The following is an 18,674-nucleotide window of genomic DNA, read 5'->3' on the forward strand; positions in this document are numbered from 1 at the left end:
GCAGAGCGGTGCGCCGGCCGATCCGCGCAAGGATCCGGCGATCGCGCGGCACCGGCCGGCACGCGCCCGTCTGCGGCCGGGAGGTGCGGGGACCGCTCAGGCCGCCCCGAGGCGCCGCGCGAGCAGGGCCCCCGCGGCGCCCGAGACCAGCAGGATCGGCACGAGGAGAAGCAGCACCTGCCCGTTGCCCTGCCCGGCCCCGATCAGCGCCCCGGCCAGCAGCGGCCCGGCCACGGAGCCGAGCCGCCCGGCCGAGACGGCGGCGCCGACGCCGGTGCCGCGCCCCTCGGTCGGGTAGCAGGTCGCCGCCAGCGCGTAGAGCACCGTCTGCGACCCCGAGATGGTCGCCCCGACGCAGGCGCCAACCGCCAGCGTCGCGGTGAGGTCCGGCGGCACGCCGAGGAGGAGCAGGATCGCCGCCGCGCTCGCGCCGAAGACGAGGAGCGTCGTCGGCGTGCGTCCCCAGCGTTCCATCAGGATCCCGGTAGCGACGCTGCCGAGCGCGCTGCCGATGTTGAAGGCCATCTGCACCCAGGCGGCGTCCGCCCGGCTCAGTCCCCGTGCGATCAGCAGCGAGGGCAGCCAGTTGAGCAGCAGGTACAGGACCAGGAGCCCGAGGAAGAAGGCGGTCCAGAGCAGCGCGGTCGCCCCCGCGCGGCCCTCCGCGAACAGCGCCCAGGTCAGGCTGCGGACCGGTCCGGCGGCGGGCTCGGCGAGGGACCGGCTGTCGGGCAGCCAGAGGGCGATGGCCGGGAGCACGACGAGGGGCACGATCCCGCCGATCAGGAAGATCGTCGCCCAGTCGCTCGGGTCCGCGTGGAGGAGGCTGGCCACGCTGGTCAGCGCGCCGCCCGCCGGCAGCCCGGCATAGAGCAGGGCCACCGCGCTGCTGCGGCGGGCGGGCGGGACGTTCTCGGCCACGAGCGCGATCAGGTTCGGCAGGGCGCCCCCGAGCCCGAAGCCGGTGAGCGCCCGCGCGGCCAGCAGCGTCGGGAAGGTCCCCGCGAGCCCGGTGAGGACCGACATCAGGCCGAACACCGCGATCGACACCAGCAGCGTGCGCTTGCGCCCGATCCGGTCCGAGAGGCGGCCGCCCAGGATCGCGCCCAGGAACAGGCCCGCCGTGCTGGCGCTGAAGAACAGGCCGAGCTGGGCCGGCGCCAGCTGGAAGGCGGGGGCGAGCCGCGGCGCGGCGACGCCGGCCGATTGCAGATCGAACCCCTCGATCATCGTGACGAGCGTGCACAGCCCGACCGTGAGAAGGCCGGATCCCGAGGCCTCGCGCCCCAGCGCCATCGTGTTCGCCATGATTTCCCCCGTGAAAGGTCGCGTCCTCGGCCCGTTGCCCGGGCTCGTGGTCGTGGCCGGCCGCCGCCGGCGGGCCGCGCCGGTCAGGCCGGCGCGAGCAGCATCAGGGCGTCGAGGGCGACCGCGCCCCCGCCCTCCGGGTGGAGCACCACCGGGTTGAGGTCGATCTCCCTGATGCGCGGCTCCGCGACGAGCGCCCGGCCCACGGCGGCGACGAGCCGGGCGGCGGCCGCCCCGTCGGCGCGCGGCGCGCCGCGGAACCCGTCGAGGAGCGCCGCGCCGCGAAGCCGGCGCAGCTCCGCCGCGATGCCGGCCTCGTCGAGGTCGGGCGGCAGCAGGCGGACGTCCCGCATGACCTCCGCCTGCACGCCGCCGAGGCCGACCAGGAGCACCGGCCCCCAATCCGGGTCGTTGCGGCCCCCGACGATGAGTTCGAGGCCGCGCGCGCCCATCCGCTCGACCAGCACCCCGTCGAGGACGAGGCCGGGGCGGTGCCGGGCGAGGTTGTCGGCGAGCCGCGTCCACCCCTCGCGCAAAGCGGCGGGGTCTGCGAGGCCGACGATCACCCCGCCCGCGTCGCTCTTGTGGGAGAGATCGGGCGATTGCGCCTTCAGCACGACCGGATAGCCGAGATCCGCCGCCGCGGCCTGCGCCTCCGCGAGGTCGCGGGCCAGCCGGCCCTCCGGGAACGGGATCCCGAGCGGCGCCAGCAGCACCTTGGCGGCGTATTCGGGCACCACGCCGCCGGGACGGTCCCGGAGGTCCGGCCCGCGCAGAGCCGCGGGGGCGGGCCGCGACGCCGGGAGGGGCCGCGTCGCGACCGCGAGGGCCCGCACCACCCGCTCGGCGGTCGGGAAGTAGGACACGCCGAGGTCGCGCAGCTCCGCCAGGTAGGCAGGGGGCACCGGCGCGCCCTCGTCGAGGCCCGCGACGATCACCGGCTTGCCCACGGAAAGGCCGCGCAGGGCCCGGATCACCGGCGGGAACTTGAGGTCGCTCGTCGTGGCGTCGGTCTGGATGAGGCCGAGCAGGATCGCGCCGATGCGGGGGTCGCCGTGCAGGGCCTCCAGCACCCGCCGGTAGAGGTCGGGATCGACGAGGCCCTGCGCCGTCACGTCGACCGGGTTGCTCACCGGCACGAAGTCCGGCAGCGCGGCGCGGAGCGCCGAGCTGTCCCCATCGTCGAGGGGCGGCAGGGGCAGCCCGACCTCCTCGGCGAGGTCGAGGGTGAGCGCCTTGTAGGCGCCGGATTCGGTGATCACCGCGGCGCCGCCGCTGGCCGGCGGGCAGCGCAGGAGCAGCTCGGCGACGTCGCCGAGTTCCTCCAGCGTCCGCACGAGGCGCACGCCCGCATCCTCGACCTTGAGGCGCATCACCGCGTAGTCACCCGCGAGTGCGCCCGTGTGGGTGGCCGCCGAGCGCCGCGCCGCCTCGCTGCGGCCGGGATGGAGCAGCACGAGGGGCTTGCCCGCCGCCCGCGCCCGCCCGGCCGCGGCCAGGAATCGGCCGGGCTGCCGGAACTGCTCCACGATCAGGGCGACGACGCGCGTGTCGGGGTCGTCCACGAGGTGCTCGACATAATCCTCGACGCCGCTCGCCGCCTCGTTGCCGGTCGAGACCGAGTAGGACAGGCCGAGGCCGCGGGAGAGCAACGTGACGCCGAGCACCGCCGCCATGGCGCCGGACTGGGACACGATCGCGATGCCGGGCCGGCCCGCGAGCGGGGCGGCCGGCATCTCCACGAAGCTCAGGGGGATGCCGTCGACGAAGTTGACGAGGCCGAGGCAGTTCGGCCCCTCGACCACCATGCCGGCCTCCGCGGCGAGGCGGGCGATCTCCCGCTGCTCGGCGAGGCCCGCCTCGCCGCCCTCCGCGAAACCCGCCGAGAACACGATCGCGGCCCCGGCGCGGCGTGCGGCGAGGGCCCGGACGGCCGGCAGCACCGCGGCGCGCGGGATGGCGAGCACGGCCGCGTCGACGCCCTCCGGCAGGGCCTCGACGGAGGGCAGGCAGGGCCGGCCGCCGATCTCGGCCCGGTTCGGATTCACGAGGTGGATCGCTCCCGCGTAGCCCGCCCGCACGAGGTTGGCGAGCACCGAGGCCCCGAGCGCTCCGGGCTTGTCGGAGGCCCCCACGATCGCGACCGAGGCCGGCCGCAGCAGACGAAGGAGATCGGGCATCGGGTGGGGCGCTCCTCAGAGAGGGTGGCGGGCAGGGCGCGCGGCGAGCATGAACCCTCCCCCCCTCGGCGGGGGAGGGTGGCGAGCGGAGCGAGCCGGGAGAGGGGAACCCCGGTGCAGAATGATCCTGAAGCGTGGTGAAGGGCGCCCCATCAGGAAGTGTGGCTCCCCTCTCCCGCCCCACTCCGCGGGGCACCCTCCCCCGCAGAGGGGGGAGGGTTGGCGCGCGGCTTACGCCTTCTTCCCCAAATCGTACGCGCCCAGCCCTGGCTTGTAGGACTTCTCGTCGATGAACTGCCGGATGCCTTCCTTGCGGCCCTCGTTGTCGTAGCTGTTCGCCGCCTCCTGCGCCCGCACCAGGTAATCCTCGGCGTTGTCGTAGGTCATCTCGCGCACCCGGCGGATCGCATCCTTGGTGGCCTTGAGGGCGACCGGGTTCTTCTTGAGGAGCACCTGCGCCACCTCGCGCACCCGGGCCTCCAGCCGGTCGCCCGGCAGCGCCTCGTTGACGAAGCCCCAGGCCGCCGCCGTGCGGCCGTCGATCGGCTCGCCGGTCATCGCATGGTACATGGCGTTGCGGAAGCCCGTGAGCTCCACGGCGATCTTGGTGGCGCCACCGCCCGGCAGGATGCCCCAGTTGATCTCCGAGAGGCCGAACTGCGCCTCCTCGGCCGCGAAGGCGAGGTCGCAGGCGAAGAGAGGGCCGTAGCCGCCGCCGAAGCACCAGCCGTTCACCATCGCAATCGTCGGCTTCTGGTACCAGCGCAGGCGCCGCCACCAGCCGTAGCTCTCGCGCTGGGCCTTGCGGGTGCCGGCGAGGCCCTGCGCCTCGGTCTCCCGGAAATACTCCTTGAGGTCCATGCCGGCCGTCCAGGCCGTGCCCTCGCCGGTGAGCACCAGCACGCCGACGTCGTCGCGGAATTCCAGGGCGTCCAGCACCTCCAGCATGCGCCGGTTGAGCTTCGGCGACATGCTGTTGCGCTTCTCGGGCCGGTTGAACCGGATCCAGGCGATGCGGTCGACCACCTCGAAGGCGACGGTGTCCTGCTCGCTGCGTTCCTCAGCCATCACGCGGGTGCTCCTTGTCGTCAGATCGGGTAGTGGCCGGGCTGGGTCTCGACCGTGATCCAGCGCAGCTCCGTGAAGGCGTCGATGCCGGCCCGGCCGCCGAAGCGGCCGTAGCCCGAGCCCTTGACGCCGCCGAAGGGCATCTGGGCCTCGTCGTGCACCGTCGGCCCGTTGACGTGGCAGATCCCGGACCGGATCCGCCGCGCGACCCGCAGGCCGCGGGCGGTGTCGCGGGTGAAGACCGCGGCCGAGAGGCCGTATTCCGTGTCGTTGGCGAGGGCGATCGCCTCCTCCTCGTCGCGGGCGCGCACCACCGCCACGACCGGGCCGAAGCTCTCCTCGCGGAACAGCCGCATGGCCGGCGTCACCCGGTCGACCACGTGGGCGGGCATCAGCACGCCCCGCGCCTCGCCGCCGCAGACGAGCTCCGCCCCGGCCTCCCGGGCCTCTTCCACCAGGGCGCACACGTGGGACACGGTGCGCGTGTCGACCACCGCGCCGAGCGGCGCCGTGCCCTCCCGCGGATCGCCCACCGCCAGGGTGGCGACCTTGGCGCGGAAGCGCTCCACGAAGGCCTCCGCCACCGCGTCGACGACCACGATCCGCTCGGTCGACATGCAGATCTGGCCCTGGTTCATGAAGGCCCCGAAGGCCGCGGCCTTCACGGCCTCGTCGAGATCGGCATCCTCCAGCACCAGGAACGGGGCTTTGCCGCCGAGTTCGAGCAGCACCGGCTTCAGCTGCTCGGCCGCGCGCAGGGCGATGCGCCGGCCCACCGCCGTCGAGCCCGTGAAGTTGATCCGCCGCACCGCCGGGTGGTCGATCAGGGCACCCACGACCTCGGCCGCGTCCTCCGGCCGGTTCGCCACGAAGCCGAGGAGCCCCTCCGGCAGGCCCGCCTCCCGGAAGGCCTCGACGATGAGCGCGTGGGTGCGCGGGCAGAGTTCGGAGCCCTTGAGGATCGCCGCGTTGCCGCAGGCGAGCGGCACCGCCACCGCGCGAACGCCGAGGATGACCGGGGCGTTCCAGGGCGCGATGCCGAGCACGACGCCGACCGGCTCGCGCAACGCCATGGCGAGGCAGCCCGGCTTGTCGGAGGGGATCACCTCGCCGCCGATCTGGGTGGTCATGGCGGCGGCCTCGCGCACCATGGAGGCGGCCAGCATGACGTTGAAGCGCGCCCAGCCCGCGGTGGCGCCGGTCTCCGCCCGCATCGCCGCCACGAAGGCATCCGCGCGGGCGTCGAGCGCGTCGGCGGCGCGGGCCAGATGGGCGCGCCGGGCATTCGGCCCGAGGGCGGCCCAGGCCGGGAAGGCGGAAGCCGCCGCGTCGGCGATCGCCGCTGCCCCGGCCGGATCGCAGGCCGGCACGCGGCTCGCCACCGCGCCGGTCAGGGGGTCGCGGCGCTCCAGCACAAGCCCGTTCGCCGTGTCGCGCTCCGTCTCGCGTGCGGTCATGTCCCCTCCCCAGGCCCGATCGTGGCGTCGCCTGACTGTTATGAGACATAACAGAATTTTCGTTCATGGCAAGCGGCGCGGGCCGCCGCGCGGCGGAGTCCGCCCGAACCACAGACGCCCTGTATCTGCCGGGTTCATCCGCTTCGTGGCGGCGCAAAGGACTGTCGATACCGCGCCGATGACAGTCGACACGTCCATTCGCGCAGTCGAGGGGCCTGATCGATCGTGCGAGGAAGCGGCTCGGATTTGTGCATTATGGTGCAGGAGGGCGGCCCCGGCCGGCGCCGCGGCGGCGCCGGGCTCGCGAGCCCGGGCGAAAGCCGCTAGGACGCGCCGTCGGGCCGCGAGGGCGGCGACGGAGGAGGGACGGTGAGTGGCGACCTCGGCGGAATCCGACTCGACCCCGGCCCTCGGCGAGATCGAGACTCTGGTCGGCTATCATCTCCGCCGCGCGAGCGCCGGGATGGGCGCCGATTTCGCCCGGGTGCTCGCCGGGACGGGGATGCGGCAGGTGCTCTACGGCATCCTGTCGATCGTGGCGGCCAATCCGGGCATCAACCAGGGGGCGGTGGGGCGGGCGCTCGGCATCAAGCGCGCCAACATGGTGGTGCTGGTGAACGAACTGCTGGAACTCGGCTGGATCGACCGCACCGTCTCATCGGAGGACCGCCGCGCCTTCGCGCTCGCCCTCTCGCCGGCCGGCCGGACGGTCTTCGCCGCGGCGACGGAGCGCCTGCGCGCGCACGAGGAGGCGATGCTGGCGGCGCTGAGCGCGGGCGAGCGCGCGCAGCTGATCGGGCTGCTGGGGCGGATCGCCGGGCGCGAGGGGGATTGAGACGGCCCCGCTCGATCAACGCGGATGCCGCATCAGTTTCCGCCGGCGCAGCGGACCCTGGCGAACGATATCAGGGAGTCCCGATCGAGCACGGGCTCCCCTTTCCCGGACGACTGAAGCGAAAGCGGAAGGAGATCCGGGATCCAGCGCAAGGACCTGCCGCGAAGCGGCTCCGCTTTCCAGACACGTTGCTGACAGGCAGTCGCTTCGCGGGGTCTCGCGCTGGTTTCCGGGTCGCATTCCGCTCGCGCTGCATGCGCCCGGAAAAGGGGGGATGAGACGATGGCCGGTCGATGGCTTCGCGATCGGACATCGGCCTCGCTCAAGCGGCCGGCGTGTCGAGCACCTCGCGCACCTTCGCGGCGAGCTGCTCGATGGTGAAGGGCTTGCCGATCAGCTGCACGCCGGGATCGAGGACGCCGTTATGGACCACGGCGTTGCGCGTGTAGCCGGTGGTGAACAGCACCTTGAGGTCCGGCCGCCGGCGCCGGGCCTCCTCGGCGAGCTTGCGCCCGTTGACCTCGGGCATGACCACGTCCGTGAACAGGAGCGCGATCTCCGGATGCGTCTCGAGCAGGCGCAGGGCCGAGGCCGCGCCGTCCGCCTCCAGCACCCGGTAGCCGAGCTCCCCCATGGCCGCGACGCTGAAGCCGCGCACGGTCGGCTCGTCCTCGACGACGAGCACCACCTCCTGCTCCTCGCCGAGGGGCAGGTCGACCGCGTGCGACGGGTCGTCGGCCGGGACCTCCGTGCCGGTGTAGCGGGGAAGGTAGACCTTCACGGTCGTTCCCTGGCCGGCCTCCGAGTAGATCTTCACGTGTCCGCCGGACTGGCGCACGAAGCCGTAGACCTGCGACAGGCCGAGCCCCGTGCCCTTGCCCACCTCCTTGGTGGTGAAGAAGGGATCGAAAGCCTTGGAGACCACGTCCGGCGGCATGCCCGATCCCGTGTCGGTCACGGCGATGAGCACGTACTGGCCGACCGCCACGCCCGGGTGTGACGCGGCGTAGCGCTCGTCCAGATGGGCGTTCTGCGTCTCGATGGTCAGGAGCCCGCCCTCCGGCATCGCGTCGCGGGCGTTGACGGCGAGGTTCAGGACCACGTTCTCGAGCTGGTTCGGGTCGGCGTAGCTGCGCCAGATCCCGCCGGCGAGCACCGTCTCGAGGCGGATGTCGCTGCCGAGCGAGCGCCGCAGCAGGTCGGACATCCCGGCGACGAGCCGGTTGGGATCGATGGGCTCGGGGCGCAGGGGCTGCTGGCGCGAGAAGGCGAGCAGGCGCTGCGTCAGGGTGGAGGCCCGGCGCGCGCCCTCCATGGCCGATTGCACGTAGCGGTGGGCGCGGGCGTCGCCCTGCCCGATCCGCCGCGCCAGCAGGTCGAGGGAGCCGATCACCACGGCCAGCATGTTGTTGAAGTCGTGGGCGATGCCGCCGGTGAGCTGGCCCACCGCCTCCATCTTCTGCGCCTGGCGCAGGGCCTCCTCGGCCTTGCCGCGCTCGGCCACCTCCTCGGCGACGCGCTGCTCCAGGCGCTCGTTCAGCGCCTGGAGTTCCTGCTCGGCCCGCCGCAGCTCCGTGACGTCGATGATCACGCCCGCGAGCCGCCGCTTGCCCTCCTGCGTGTCGGAGACCCGGCCCATGGCGAGGACGATGCGCTCCGAGGCCCCGCCGGTGACGCGGTACTCGGCCCGGTAGCTGCCGTTCTCGGCGATCGCGCGGGCGATCGCCGCGCGGACCGCCGCGCCGTCCTCCGGATGGACGCCGGCCAGGAATCGCGCGAGGGGAAGGCCGGCGGCCTCGGCCTCGCTGCGGTCGACCCCGTAGATCTCCGCGATCGGCCCGAGCACCGCCACCGCGTCGGCATCCACCTCCCACTCGAAGACGCCGACCCCGCCCGTCGAGAGCGCGATCGAGAGCCGGTCCTGGCTGATGCGGAAGCGCTGCTCGCTCGCCCAGATCGCCCGGTTCGCCTCGCGCCGCATCTCGGCCATCTGGATGTTGGCGTTGACGCGGGCGAGCAGTTCGCGGGCCGCGAAGGGCTTGACGAGGTAATCGTCGGCGCCCGCGTCGAGGCCCTCCACCTTGGCCTCCTCGCCGGCCCGGGCGGAGAGCATGATCACCGGCACGCCGGCGGTGGCCTTCTCCCGCCGGATCCCGCGCAGAAGCCCGAAACCGTCGAGCCGCGGCATCATCACGTCGGTCAGGAGCAGGTCCGGCGCCGCCGCCCGCGCGGCCGCGAGCGCCGCCTCGCCGTCCCCGACCGCGGTCACCCGGTAGCCCTGCGCCTCCAGCAGCCGGGCGACGTAGGCGCGCATGTCGGCGTTGTCGTCGGCAAGGAGCACGCGCTTGCCCTGCCCGACCGGCGCCGCGCCATCGAGGGCGATCGCCCCGAGGCCAGCGGTCGAGACCTCGCCGGCGGCTTCGAGCGCGGGCGCCTCCTCGGGCAGCCAGCGCAGGGCCTCCTCCAGGAACTCGTGCGCCCGCGCCACCGGGGCGACGGGTCCCGCCGTGTCGCGCACCTGCGCGGCCGGCAGATGCGCGCGGCCGAGGGGCAGCGTGATCGTGAAGGTGGTGCCCCGCCCGACCGCGCTCGCGGCGGCGATCTCGCCGCCGTGCAGCTTGACGAGTTCGTGCACCAGGGCGAGCCCGATGCCGCTGCCCTCGAAGCTGCGCCCCTGCGCGCCCTCGACGCGATGGAAGCGCTCGAACAGCCGCGGGATCTCGGCGGCCGGGATGCCGATGCCGGTATCCGTCACCGCCACGCGGGCGCTGCGGCCGTCCTCCGCGGGCTCGACCGCGACGATGATGCCGCCCTCGAAGGTGAACTTGAAGGCATTCGACAGGAGGTTGAGGACGACCTTCTCCCACATCTCCCGGTCGATGAAGGCCGGCAGCGGCAGCGTCTCGCAGCGCACCTCCAGGCTGAGGCCCGCCCGCTCCACCGCGGAGCGGAAGCTCGACGCGATCTCGCCCGTCAGGGCGCAGAGGTCGACGGGCTCGTAGGCCGCGCGGACCCGTCCGGCCTCGATCCGCGCGAAATCGAGCAGGCTGTTGACGAGGCGCAGGAGCCGCGTGCCGTTGCGGTGGGCGAGCGCCACCTGTGCGCGCATCGCCTCCGGCCCGAGATCGGCGCCGAGCACCTCTTCCAGCGGCCCGAGCATGAGGGTCAGCGGCGTGCGGAACTCGTGGCTGACATTCGAGAAGAACGCGGTCTTGGCCCGGTCGAGTTCGGCCAGGGCCTCGGCGCGGCGGCGCTCCTCCTCGTAGGCGTCGGCGCTCGCGATGGCGGCCGAGATCTGGCCCGCGGCGAGGCCGAGGAAGGACCGGTAATCCTCGTCGAAAAGCCGGTAGGGGTTGAGCCCCACGATGAGGACGCCGCCGCGGCCGGTGTCGCTGCTCGCCGGCACCGGCAGCAGGGCGGCGCGGCCGGAGGGGCGCTCCCAGACCCCCGCCGAGAGACCGAGGGCGGCCGCGTCGAGACCCTCGACCACGCGCAGGCCGTGCCCGCGCGCGACCTCGCCGACCGGCCAGGGCCCCGGCTCGTCCAGCCCGAGCGCGTCCGGCGCGGCGGGCGAGCCCGGCGCGACGCCGATGGCCGCGGCGCGCTCGGCGCAATCGCGGCCCGGCTCCACGACGTAGAGCAACGCGAAGGTGACGTCGTGCGGATCGCGCGCGAGCGCCCGCGCGCTGCGCTCGCAGGCCTCCCGCCAGGAGCGCGCGTTCATCGTCTCGGTGGCGAGTTCGCGCAGGAGGGCGAGTTGCCGGTCGCCCACGACCCGGTGAGTGTCCTCGCTGTTGGCGCAGATGATGCCGCCCGGCTGACCGTCGTCGCCGGGGATCGGCGAGTAGGAGAAGGTGTAGTAGGTCTCCTCCGGGTAGCCGTTGCGCTCCATGATCAGGAGCTGCTCCTCGACGAAGGTGCCCTCGACGCCGCCCATGGCGGTGGCGAGGAGCGGGCCGATGTCGTGCCAGATCTCGCGCCAGACCTCGGCGGTGGGCCGGCCGAGCGCCCGGGGATGCTTGCCCCCGATGATCGACTTGTAGGCGTCGTTGTACAGGAAGGTGAGGTCGCGTCCCCAGCCGATCCAGATCGGCTGGCGGGAGGTCAGCATGATGCGGACCGCGGTCTTGAGGCTCTGCGGCCAGGCCGGGGCTGGGCCGAGGGGCGTCGCGGCCCAGTCGTACCCCCGGATCAGCGCGCCGAGCTCCCCTCCCCCGGCGAGGAAGGTCAGGGCGGGCTCGTCGATGCAGTCGTGTCGATCGTCCACTGCGCGCTTCTGGGGTCGATGGGTGGCCGGACAGGCGTTTACGGTCAATCGCGCCAGCGCGCCAGCGCGGCCGTGGTTCCACGCCGCCGCCCGCCCGGGCTCAGCCGGCGCCCGTCACGGACGTGCCGAGCGCCGCCGCGATCTGCGCCACGATGGCCTGCGGGGTGGCCCCGACCGAGACCACGATCGGGTTCTCGTCCGGCGCCGGCTCCTCCAGGGTGCGGAACTGGCTGTCGAGCAGGCTGGGCGGCATGAAGTGCCCGTGCCGGGCGGCCATGCGCCGGCCGATCAGATCGCGGTCGCCCTGGAGGTAGACGAGGCGCACGTCGGGCCGGTCGCCGACCAGGATCGCCCGGTAGGCCCGCTTCAGCGCCGAGCAGGTGACCACGCCGTGCCGGCCGCCGGCCCGGATGTCGTCGATCCAGGCCGCGATGGCCTCGAGCCAGGGCCGGCGGTCGTCGTCGGTCAGGGGCGTTCCGCCCTCCATCTTCGCGACGTTGGCGGGCGGGTGGAAGTCGTCCCCGTCCTCGAACGCCCAGCCGAGGCGCCCGGCGAGCAGGCTCGCCACCGTGGTCTTGCCCGACCCCGCCACGCCCATCACCACGACGACGGCGGTCTCTCGCGCCCGTTCGTCGTCCCCGGTCCTCATCGGCATGTCCGCGTCCCTCCCCCGAAGCGGCGTAGTGTCGGACAGCCGCGGCGGGAAGGCCACTGGGAGGCGGCCGCGCTTTCGCCTGCATAGCCTCGGACCGCGCGACCGACGCCGATCAGGCTGAAGATTGGGAGATGTCATCCAGCCAGGCGATGGTGAGCCACGGCACCAGGCCAGGCCGATGGCAACAAACCCAACTCCTCATGCTGAGGTGCTGCGTAGCAGCCTCGAAGCACCCCGGAAGGCCCATCCAAAAGAAAAGGTGCCTTGGACGAAATGCTCTGGGGTGCTTCGAGGCTGCTTCGCAGCACCTCAGCATGAGGAGTGTTCTATCTTCCAGAAGCGTTCTGCTGATCAGCCGATTACAGAGATGTGTGCACACGCTAGCCCGCACGGGAGAGGGGATCCCGCGCGAGCTGGAGTGGTGTATTTTGTCGTGAAAGGAGCGCTTTTCGGCAACCAAAGCGCCCTCAACGGGACCTCCGATTGTCCCCCGACAGCCATGCCGTGTGCGGGGAGATGGGAAACCCGCGCTCCCCACGTCCGAGCGCCCGGCGTCATCCACAGGAGAGACCAAGGGCCGCGCGACGCATCCGGGCCCATCCGCGTTGATGCTGCGGCCGAGCCGCGGGATCCACGCGGAGGGCGGAGAGCGAGACGAAGGATCGTTGATGCACGGCGATTATGCGTTCGGACCCGAGCAGCGTGCGGCGGTTCTGGAGCGGCAGCGGACCCTGAAGATGGCGCGGTCGGCCCACGCCTACGTGCGGGGCAACACCCTGAAATTCTACGAGTGGCTCGACGGCCTCGCCCGCGGGACGCTCCCCGAGGGACCGCCGGTCTGGATCTGCGGCGATTGCCACCTCGGCAATCTGGGCCCGCTGGCGGATGCGGACGGCTCCGTCGACATCCAGATCCGCGACCTCGACCAGACCGTGATCGGCAATCCGACCCACGACCTCGTGCGGCTCGGCCTGTCGCTCGCCAGCGCGGCGCGGGGCTCGAACCTGCCGGGCGTCGTCACGGCCCGGATGCTGGAGGAGATGGTGCGGGGCTACGCGCTGGGCCTCGTCGCGCCGGATTCCGACGCGGCTCCCCCCGAGCCGGATGTGGTCCGCACGGTCCGCCGCCGCGCCATCGGCCGGCGCTGGAAGCACCTCGCCCGCGAGCGCCTGAAGGATGTCGAGCCCACGATCCCGCTCGGCCGCAAGTTCTGGGCCCTCGACGCCCGGGAGCGCGCCGCCCTCGGCGCCCTGTTCGAGGAGCCCGCGGTGCGCCGCCTCGTCCTCGCCCTCAACGACCGCGAGGAGGATGCCGCCATCCGCCTGACCGACGCGGCCTACTGGATGAAGGGCTGCAGCTCCCTCGGCTTCCTGCGCTACGCGGCGCTCGTGCGCATCGACGAGCGCGACGGACGGCGCGGCTTCGCCCTCGTCGACCTCAAGGAGGCGGTCGCGGCGGCCGCCCCGCCGGCCCCCGGCGCGGTGATGCCCGAGGACCCGGCCGAGCGGGTGGTGGCGGGCGCCCGCGCCCTGTCGCCCAATCTCGGGGAACGCATGCGGCCGGTGCGGCTCCTGGACAAGCCCGTGGTGATGCGCGAACTCGCGCCCCAGGACCTCAAGCTCGACGTCGACCAGTTCAGCCGCGAGGAGGCCATCCAGGCGGCCCATTACCTCGCCCACGTGGTCGGCCGGGCGCATGGCCGCCAGATGGACGCGCCCGGCCGGGCCGCGTGGCGCCGCGCGGTGAGCGCGGGGCTGGGCGAGGGCGAGGCCCCGTCCTGGCTCTGGACCAGCGTGGTCGCCCTCGCCGGCCGCCACGAGGTCGGCTACCTCGACCATTGCCGCCGCTACGCGCTGGCCGAGGCCGCCTGAGGGCGATCCTCATACCACCGGTCATTTTTAATGGCCGGTGGGGCCGTTGGTATCAGACGATCCGGCCGCGCGCCGCCACGGGCAGCGTCCCGGCGATCTCGCCGCCGCGCACGGTGACGAGGTCGTCCACCATGTTGACGACGACGCAGACGTGGTTGGGGATCACCTCCACGGTCTCGCCGACCTCCGGCCGGGCCGTGCAGGCCGAGAGGTCGAGGAAGCCGTGCTCCTCCGCGAAGCCCGCGATGCGCGCCTGCGGGTAGTCGAGGATCAGCCCGTGGCCGTCGAGGCCCCCGATATCCGAGGTGAGCGTCTTCGAGCCCGCGTCGAGGATGCCCCGCTCCGGGCCCGCCCGGCTGACCACGGTGGCGAGCACGCTGAGCGCGCAATCCTCCAGGGTGGCGACGCCGGCCGCCATCATCATGCGGTCGTTGAAGATGCAGGTGCCGGCCCGGTGCTCGGTCACGCCGCGGATCGCGCCGATCTCCGGCAGCGCCGGGGTGCCGCCCGACGAGACGATCGGCGCGTCGAGCCCGTGCGCGCGCAGGCCCGCGAGCGTCTCGTCGAGGAAACGCTGCGTCGCCTCCGGCGCGCCGGCCGGCGGGTAGAGCAGCAGGCCCCGGAAGGCGAGGCCCGGCCGCCCGGCGATGTCGCGGGCGAGGGCCACGGCCTCGGCCGGCGTCTCGACGCCCGCGCGCTTGCGGCCGGTGTCGCACTCCACCACCACGCCGAGGTCGCGCCCGCCGATCCGGGCGGCCTCGGGCAGGCCCGCCACGGTGACGGCACTGTCGGCCGCGACCGTGATCCGGGTCGGGCGCTCCGCCAGCAGGCGCCCGAGCCGGCCGAGCTTCTGCTCGCCGAGCAGGTTGTAGGTGAGCAGGATGTCGTCGAGGCCCGCCTCCGCCATGACCTCGACCTCGCCGAGCTTCTGGCAGGCGATGCCGGCGGCCCCGGCCTCGACCTGCTGCCGGGCGAGGACCGGGCTCTTGTGCGTCTTGATGTGCGGGCGGTTGCGCAGCCCGGCCCCGTCGCAGAGGGACTGCAGGCGGGCGATGTTGGCGGCCACCCGGTCGAGGTCGACGACCACGGCGGGGGTGCCGAAGCGGCGCGCGATCGCGTCGCGCAGGGTGGGGGACAGCATCGGGCGGCCTCCTGGGATGATAATCCGGACTCTCGGGGACGGACCGGGTGAGCGGGTCGAGATGAGGCGCGGGATCCCCTCTCCCGAGTGGGAGAGGGGTAGGGGTGAGGGACGGACGCTTCAGTCAGACGACGGAACCGTGCCGCGGGCAGCTCAGCGGTTCAGAACGATCCTGAGCCCGAGCCACCCTCACGCGGTTTCTCTGATCCCGTGCGGGATCTTCGATCCCCAGGCCCCTCTCCCACTCGGGAGAGGGGGAACGCGCTTCACGTTCGAAGGCTTCGTGTGCGAAACGCAGCACGAAGCAGCGGGGCAGGCGAGTGGGAAATCCTGTCTCGCCGTCACACGGAGACGTGCAGGATCGCCTCGACCTCCACCGTCATGGCGTTGGGCAGCGAGCCCATGCCGACGGCGGAGCGGGCGTGGCGGCCGGCCTCGCCGAGCACGTTCACCAGCAGGTCCGAGCAGCCGTTGATCACCTTCGGGTGGTCGGCGAAGTCGGGCTCGGCGTTGACCATGCCGAGGAGCTTCACCACCGCCCTGATCCGCGACAGGTCGCCGAGCGCCGCCTTGGCGACCGCGAGGAGCTGCAGGCCGGCAAGCTGCGCGTCGGCGTAGCCCTCCTCGATCGTGGCGTCGCGGCCGAGCCGGCCGGGGCGGTAGGTGCCGTCCGGGCGCTTCGGCCCCTGGCCCGACAGGTACAGGAACTCGCCGACGAGGCGGTAGGGCACGTAGTTCGCCACCGGGACCGGCACCGTGGGAAGGGCGAGGCCGAGTTCGGCGAGCTTCTGTTCGGGGGTCATGCAGGCTCCTGGGGTCAGTTCGCGTGGAAGAGGGCGCCGCCGATGATCGTCGCGGCGGCGGAGAGGCGCTGCTCGCCGACGAGCTGCGCCCGGGTCGAGTCGACGTAGTCGAAGCGGCCGGATTCCAGGGTCAGGACGGAGGCGTCGCCGGCCGCGCCCTCCCGGAAGCTGCCGAGATCCGGGCGGGAGAGGGCGCGGGCCGGCCCGTCCGTCGCGGCGCGGATCACCTCGACGAGGGGCATGCCGAGGCAGAGGAACTTCGACATCGTGGTGAGGAGGTCGAAGGCCGGCCCCTCGATGCACAGGGCGTGCACGTCCGACGAGATGCAGTCCGGCAGGAAGCCGTTCTCCAGCATCGTGCGGCCGACCGAGAAGGCGAAGGAGCCCATGCCGTGGCCGATGTCGAACACGACGCCGCGCGCGCGGGCCTCCAGCACCTCGGGGCGCACGCGCCCGTCCGCGGTCACCGGCGTGTTGGGGAAGGGCCGGAAGGCGTGGGTGAGGATGTCCCCGGGCCGCAGCCGCGCCAGCACCTCGGCGAGCGTCGGCGGCGGCTCGTCGATATGGACCATCAGCATCATGCCGGCCTCGTCCGCCACCTGCCGGGCGATGTCGAGGGGCACGATGCCCGAGGTGCCCCCGGCATTGCGGCCGACCCGGACCTTGAGGCCGCCGAGCACGTCGCGGTTCGCCCGCGCCACCTCCAGCGCGTCCGGCGCCGAGAGCAGCTTCTGGTCGGCGCTCTCGCCCACGTTCACCCGCCGCGAGAAGGCGTAGATCCCCGCGAAGGACACGCTCATCAGCGGGATGATGCGCACCGGCGACGGCTCGACCACGTGGCGGCGGAAGCCCGCGAAATTGCCCGGACCCGCGCTGCCCGTGTCCACGAAGGTCGTCACCGCGCTCGACCGGGCCAGCGCCGGGGCGTCGACCCCCAGCGAGGTGCCGCCCCAGTAGACGTGGGTGTGGAGGTCGATGAGACCCGGGGTGACGAGGCGGCCGGCGCAATCCTGCACCGCCCGCGCCGAGCGGGCGAGCCCGTCGCCGAGGGCCGCCACCTTGCCGCCCGCGAAGGCGACGTCGGTGACGCGGTCGATGGACTGGGACGGGTCGATGACGCGGCCGCCCGCGAGCACGAGATCGAAGGTCATGAAATCCGCTGGATCACGAGGCTGAGGAAAAAAATTTACACGCGCCGCGCCACCGACGCAACCTGCAATCCGCGGGTCATCGACGACGTAGGAGGAGGACCTTGACGGCCGCGAAAATCGTGAAATAATTTTACAAGGAGCGCAGTGCAGGAGACGTCCATGGCCCCTTCCGACCGCCCGCGTGCCGGCCTGACCCGCCGCGCCCTCTCGACCGGCCTCGCCCTCGCCCCGCTGCTGCCGGCCCGGTCGCTGGCGCAGGGCGCCGCGATGGCGAGCGCCAACCTGGCGATGGTGGGCGAGCCGCAATCCCTGGACCCGATGACGTCGACCGCCGACCTCGTCGCGACCATCATGCAGCACGTCTTCGAACCGCTCTACACGTTCGACGCGAACTGGACCGTCCAGCCGATGCTGGCCGCGTCCCTGCCGACGATCAGCCCCGACGGAAAGACCTACACGATCGCGATCCGCGAGAATGTCCCCCTGCACAACGGCCGCCTTCTCGACGCGGAGGACGTGGTCGCCTCCCTGCGCCGCTGGATGGAGATGACGCCCCGCGGCCGGGGAATCGCGGCAGGGCTGACGAGCCTCACCGCCAAGGGCCCCCACAGCGTCGAGATCGTGCTCTCGGCGGTGAACCCGGCGCTGCTCGCCCACCTCGCCCTGCCCTCCGGCTTCGCCGGCATCATGGCGAAGGACGCGATCGCCAACCCGCTCGTCGCCTTCGTCGGCACTGGGCCGTACCGGTTCAAGGAGCGCCGGCCCGACCAGTTCGTGGTGCTCACGAAGCACGAGTCCTACGCGTCCCGGACCGAGGCCCCGAGCGGCTATGCGGGCCGGCGCACCGCCGGCATTCCGGAACTGCGCTTCATCCCGGTGCCGAACGCCAACACCCGGGTCGAGGGCGTCCTCGCGGGCCAGTACCACTTCGCCGACCAGCTCCCGGTGGAGAGCAACCCGCGCATCGCCAAGGCCTCCGGCGCCAAGCCGGTGCTGACGATGCCGTTCGGCTTCCCCTACCTCGTGCTGAACACCAAGCAGGGTCCCTGCGCCAACCTGAAGGTGCGCCAAGCCCTCCAGATGGCCCTGAGCGACACCGAATTGCTGACGGCGGGCTTCGGCGACGAGACGTTCTTCGAGGCGACCGGCAGCCACTTCCCGAAGGGCTCGCCGTTCCACTCCGAGGCCGGCATCCAGGCCTACGACAAGGGCGACGCCAAGGGCGCCAAGGCCCTGCTGGCGGAGGCCGGCTACGACGGCACGCCGATCCGCATCCTCAACTCCAAGCAGTACGACTTCCACAACCGCATCGCCCAGGTGATGGCCGAGGAGCTGCGCGAGGCGGGCTTCAAGGTGACCCTCGACGTGGTCGACTGGGCGACGCTGGTCTCCCGCCGCGGCGACCCGGCGCTGTGGGACGTCTACGTCACGCACTCGGCCTTCATCCCCGAGCCGATGGTGACGCCGCCGCAGCTCGGGGACGGCGCGCCCGGCTGGTGGGACACGCCCGCCAAGAAGGCCGCGCTCGCCGCCCTCAACGCCGAGATCGATCCCGTCAAGCGCGGCGCGCTCTGGGGCCCGGTGCAGGAGGTGATCTACCGGGAAGTGCCGTACATCCGGGTCGGCAACTTCGCGGCGCTCTACGGCCTCTCGGCGCGCCTCAAGGGCTTCGCGCCGATGCCGTGGCCGGCCTTCTGGAACGTCGAGCCGGCCTGAACTGAAGCATGTCCCGCTTCCCCCCTTTCCCGGACGACGGAAACGAAGTGGAAGGAGATCCGGGATCCAGCACAAGAAGCCGCGAAGCGTCCGCTCTTCAGCCACGTCGCTGGCATTCGGAGCCGCTTCGCGGCGAGTTCCTACGCTGGATCCCGGATCTCCTTCCGCTGACGCTGCAGTCGTCCGGGATAGGGGAGGAGCGGAAATCAGAATGTCTTAGCG

Annotated in this window: 12 protein-coding genes; 3 read left to right on the plus strand and 9 right to left on the minus strand. The window is 72.8% G+C overall.

What is annotated here, in order from left to right; translation table 11 throughout:
• Positions 1-96 precede the first annotated feature (96 nt).
• The 4 genes from mhpT to ACW9J6_RS24480 form a co-directional block, all read right to left on the minus strand.
• On the minus strand, positions 97-1,308 hold the full coding sequence (gene mhpT, locus ACW9J6_RS24465; protein WP_457119048.1) for a 3-(3-hydroxy-phenyl)propionate transporter MhpT: 1,212 nt from the start codon (positions 1,306-1,308) through the stop codon (positions 97-99).
• Positions 1,309-1,391: 83 nt separating this feature from the next.
• Positions 1,392-3,488 (minus strand): acetate--CoA ligase family protein, encoded by a 2,097-nt coding sequence (locus tag ACW9J6_RS24470; RefSeq protein WP_457119049.1) that lies wholly within the window; start codon positions 3,486-3,488, stop codon positions 1,392-1,394.
• Positions 3,489-3,719: 231 nt separating this feature from the next.
• Positions 3,720-4,556 (minus strand): p-hydroxycinnamoyl CoA hydratase/lyase, encoded by an 837-nt coding sequence (locus ACW9J6_RS24475; RefSeq protein WP_457119050.1) that lies wholly within the window; start codon positions 4,554-4,556, stop codon positions 3,720-3,722.
• 20 nt (positions 4,557-4,576) lie between these two features.
• Entirely contained in the window at positions 4,577-6,013 is a 1,437-nt protein-coding gene (locus ACW9J6_RS24480; protein WP_457119051.1) for an aldehyde dehydrogenase, read from the minus strand.
• Between the two features lie 373 nt (positions 6,014-6,386).
• Between ACW9J6_RS24480 and ACW9J6_RS24485 the strand changes: the two genes are divergently transcribed.
• Positions 6,387-6,848 (plus strand): MarR family winged helix-turn-helix transcriptional regulator, encoded by a 462-nt coding sequence (locus tag ACW9J6_RS24485; RefSeq protein WP_457119052.1) that lies wholly within the window; start codon positions 6,387-6,389, stop codon positions 6,846-6,848.
• Positions 6,849-7,170: 322 nt separating this feature from the next.
• Here the strand turns inward: ACW9J6_RS24485 and ACW9J6_RS24490 are convergent, their stop codons facing one another.
• Entirely contained in the window at positions 7,171-11,115 is a 3,945-nt protein-coding gene (locus tag ACW9J6_RS24490) for an ATP-binding protein (RefSeq protein WP_457119053.1), read from the minus strand.
• A 100-nt stretch (positions 11,116-11,215) separates the two neighbouring features.
• A complete protein-coding gene (locus ACW9J6_RS24495) occupies positions 11,216-11,770 on the minus strand; it encodes a gluconokinase (RefSeq protein ID WP_457119054.1) in 555 nt (184 codons plus the stop codon).
• Positions 11,771-12,438: 668 nt separating this feature from the next.
• Between ACW9J6_RS24495 and ACW9J6_RS24500 the strand changes: the two genes are divergently transcribed.
• The gene (locus tag ACW9J6_RS24500; protein ID WP_457119055.1) at positions 12,439-13,641 is read left to right on the plus strand and encodes a DUF2252 family protein; all 1,203 of its coding nucleotides are present in this window, start codon (positions 12,439-12,441) and stop codon (positions 13,639-13,641) included.
• A gap of 52 nt (positions 13,642-13,693) precedes the next feature.
• Here the strand turns inward: ACW9J6_RS24500 and ACW9J6_RS24505 are convergent, their stop codons facing one another.
• The 3 genes from ACW9J6_RS24505 to ACW9J6_RS24515 form a co-directional block, all read right to left on the minus strand.
• The gene (locus ACW9J6_RS24505; RefSeq protein WP_457119056.1) at positions 13,694-14,782 is read right to left on the minus strand and encodes a D-TA family PLP-dependent enzyme; all 1,089 of its coding nucleotides are present in this window, start codon (positions 14,780-14,782) and stop codon (positions 13,694-13,696) included.
• A gap of 341 nt (positions 14,783-15,123) precedes the next feature.
• On the minus strand, positions 15,124-15,585 hold the full coding sequence (locus ACW9J6_RS24510; protein ID WP_457119057.1) for a RidA family protein: 462 nt from the start codon (positions 15,583-15,585) through the stop codon (positions 15,124-15,126).
• 14 nt (positions 15,586-15,599) lie between these two features.
• Positions 15,600-16,736, minus strand: a complete 1,137-nt coding sequence (locus ACW9J6_RS24515; RefSeq protein WP_457119058.1) for an amidohydrolase/deacetylase family metallohydrolase — start codon at positions 16,734-16,736, stop codon at positions 15,600-15,602.
• Positions 16,737-16,895: 159 nt separating this feature from the next.
• On the opposite strand from ACW9J6_RS24515, the gene ACW9J6_RS24520 reads away from it, so the two are divergent.
• On the plus strand, positions 16,896-18,452 hold the full coding sequence (locus tag ACW9J6_RS24520; protein ID WP_457119059.1) for an ABC transporter substrate-binding protein: 1,557 nt from the start codon (positions 16,896-16,898) through the stop codon (positions 18,450-18,452).
• Positions 18,453-18,674 lie beyond the last annotated feature (222 nt).

It is taken from the genome of Methylobacterium sp. JK268, from assembly GCF_054052225.1.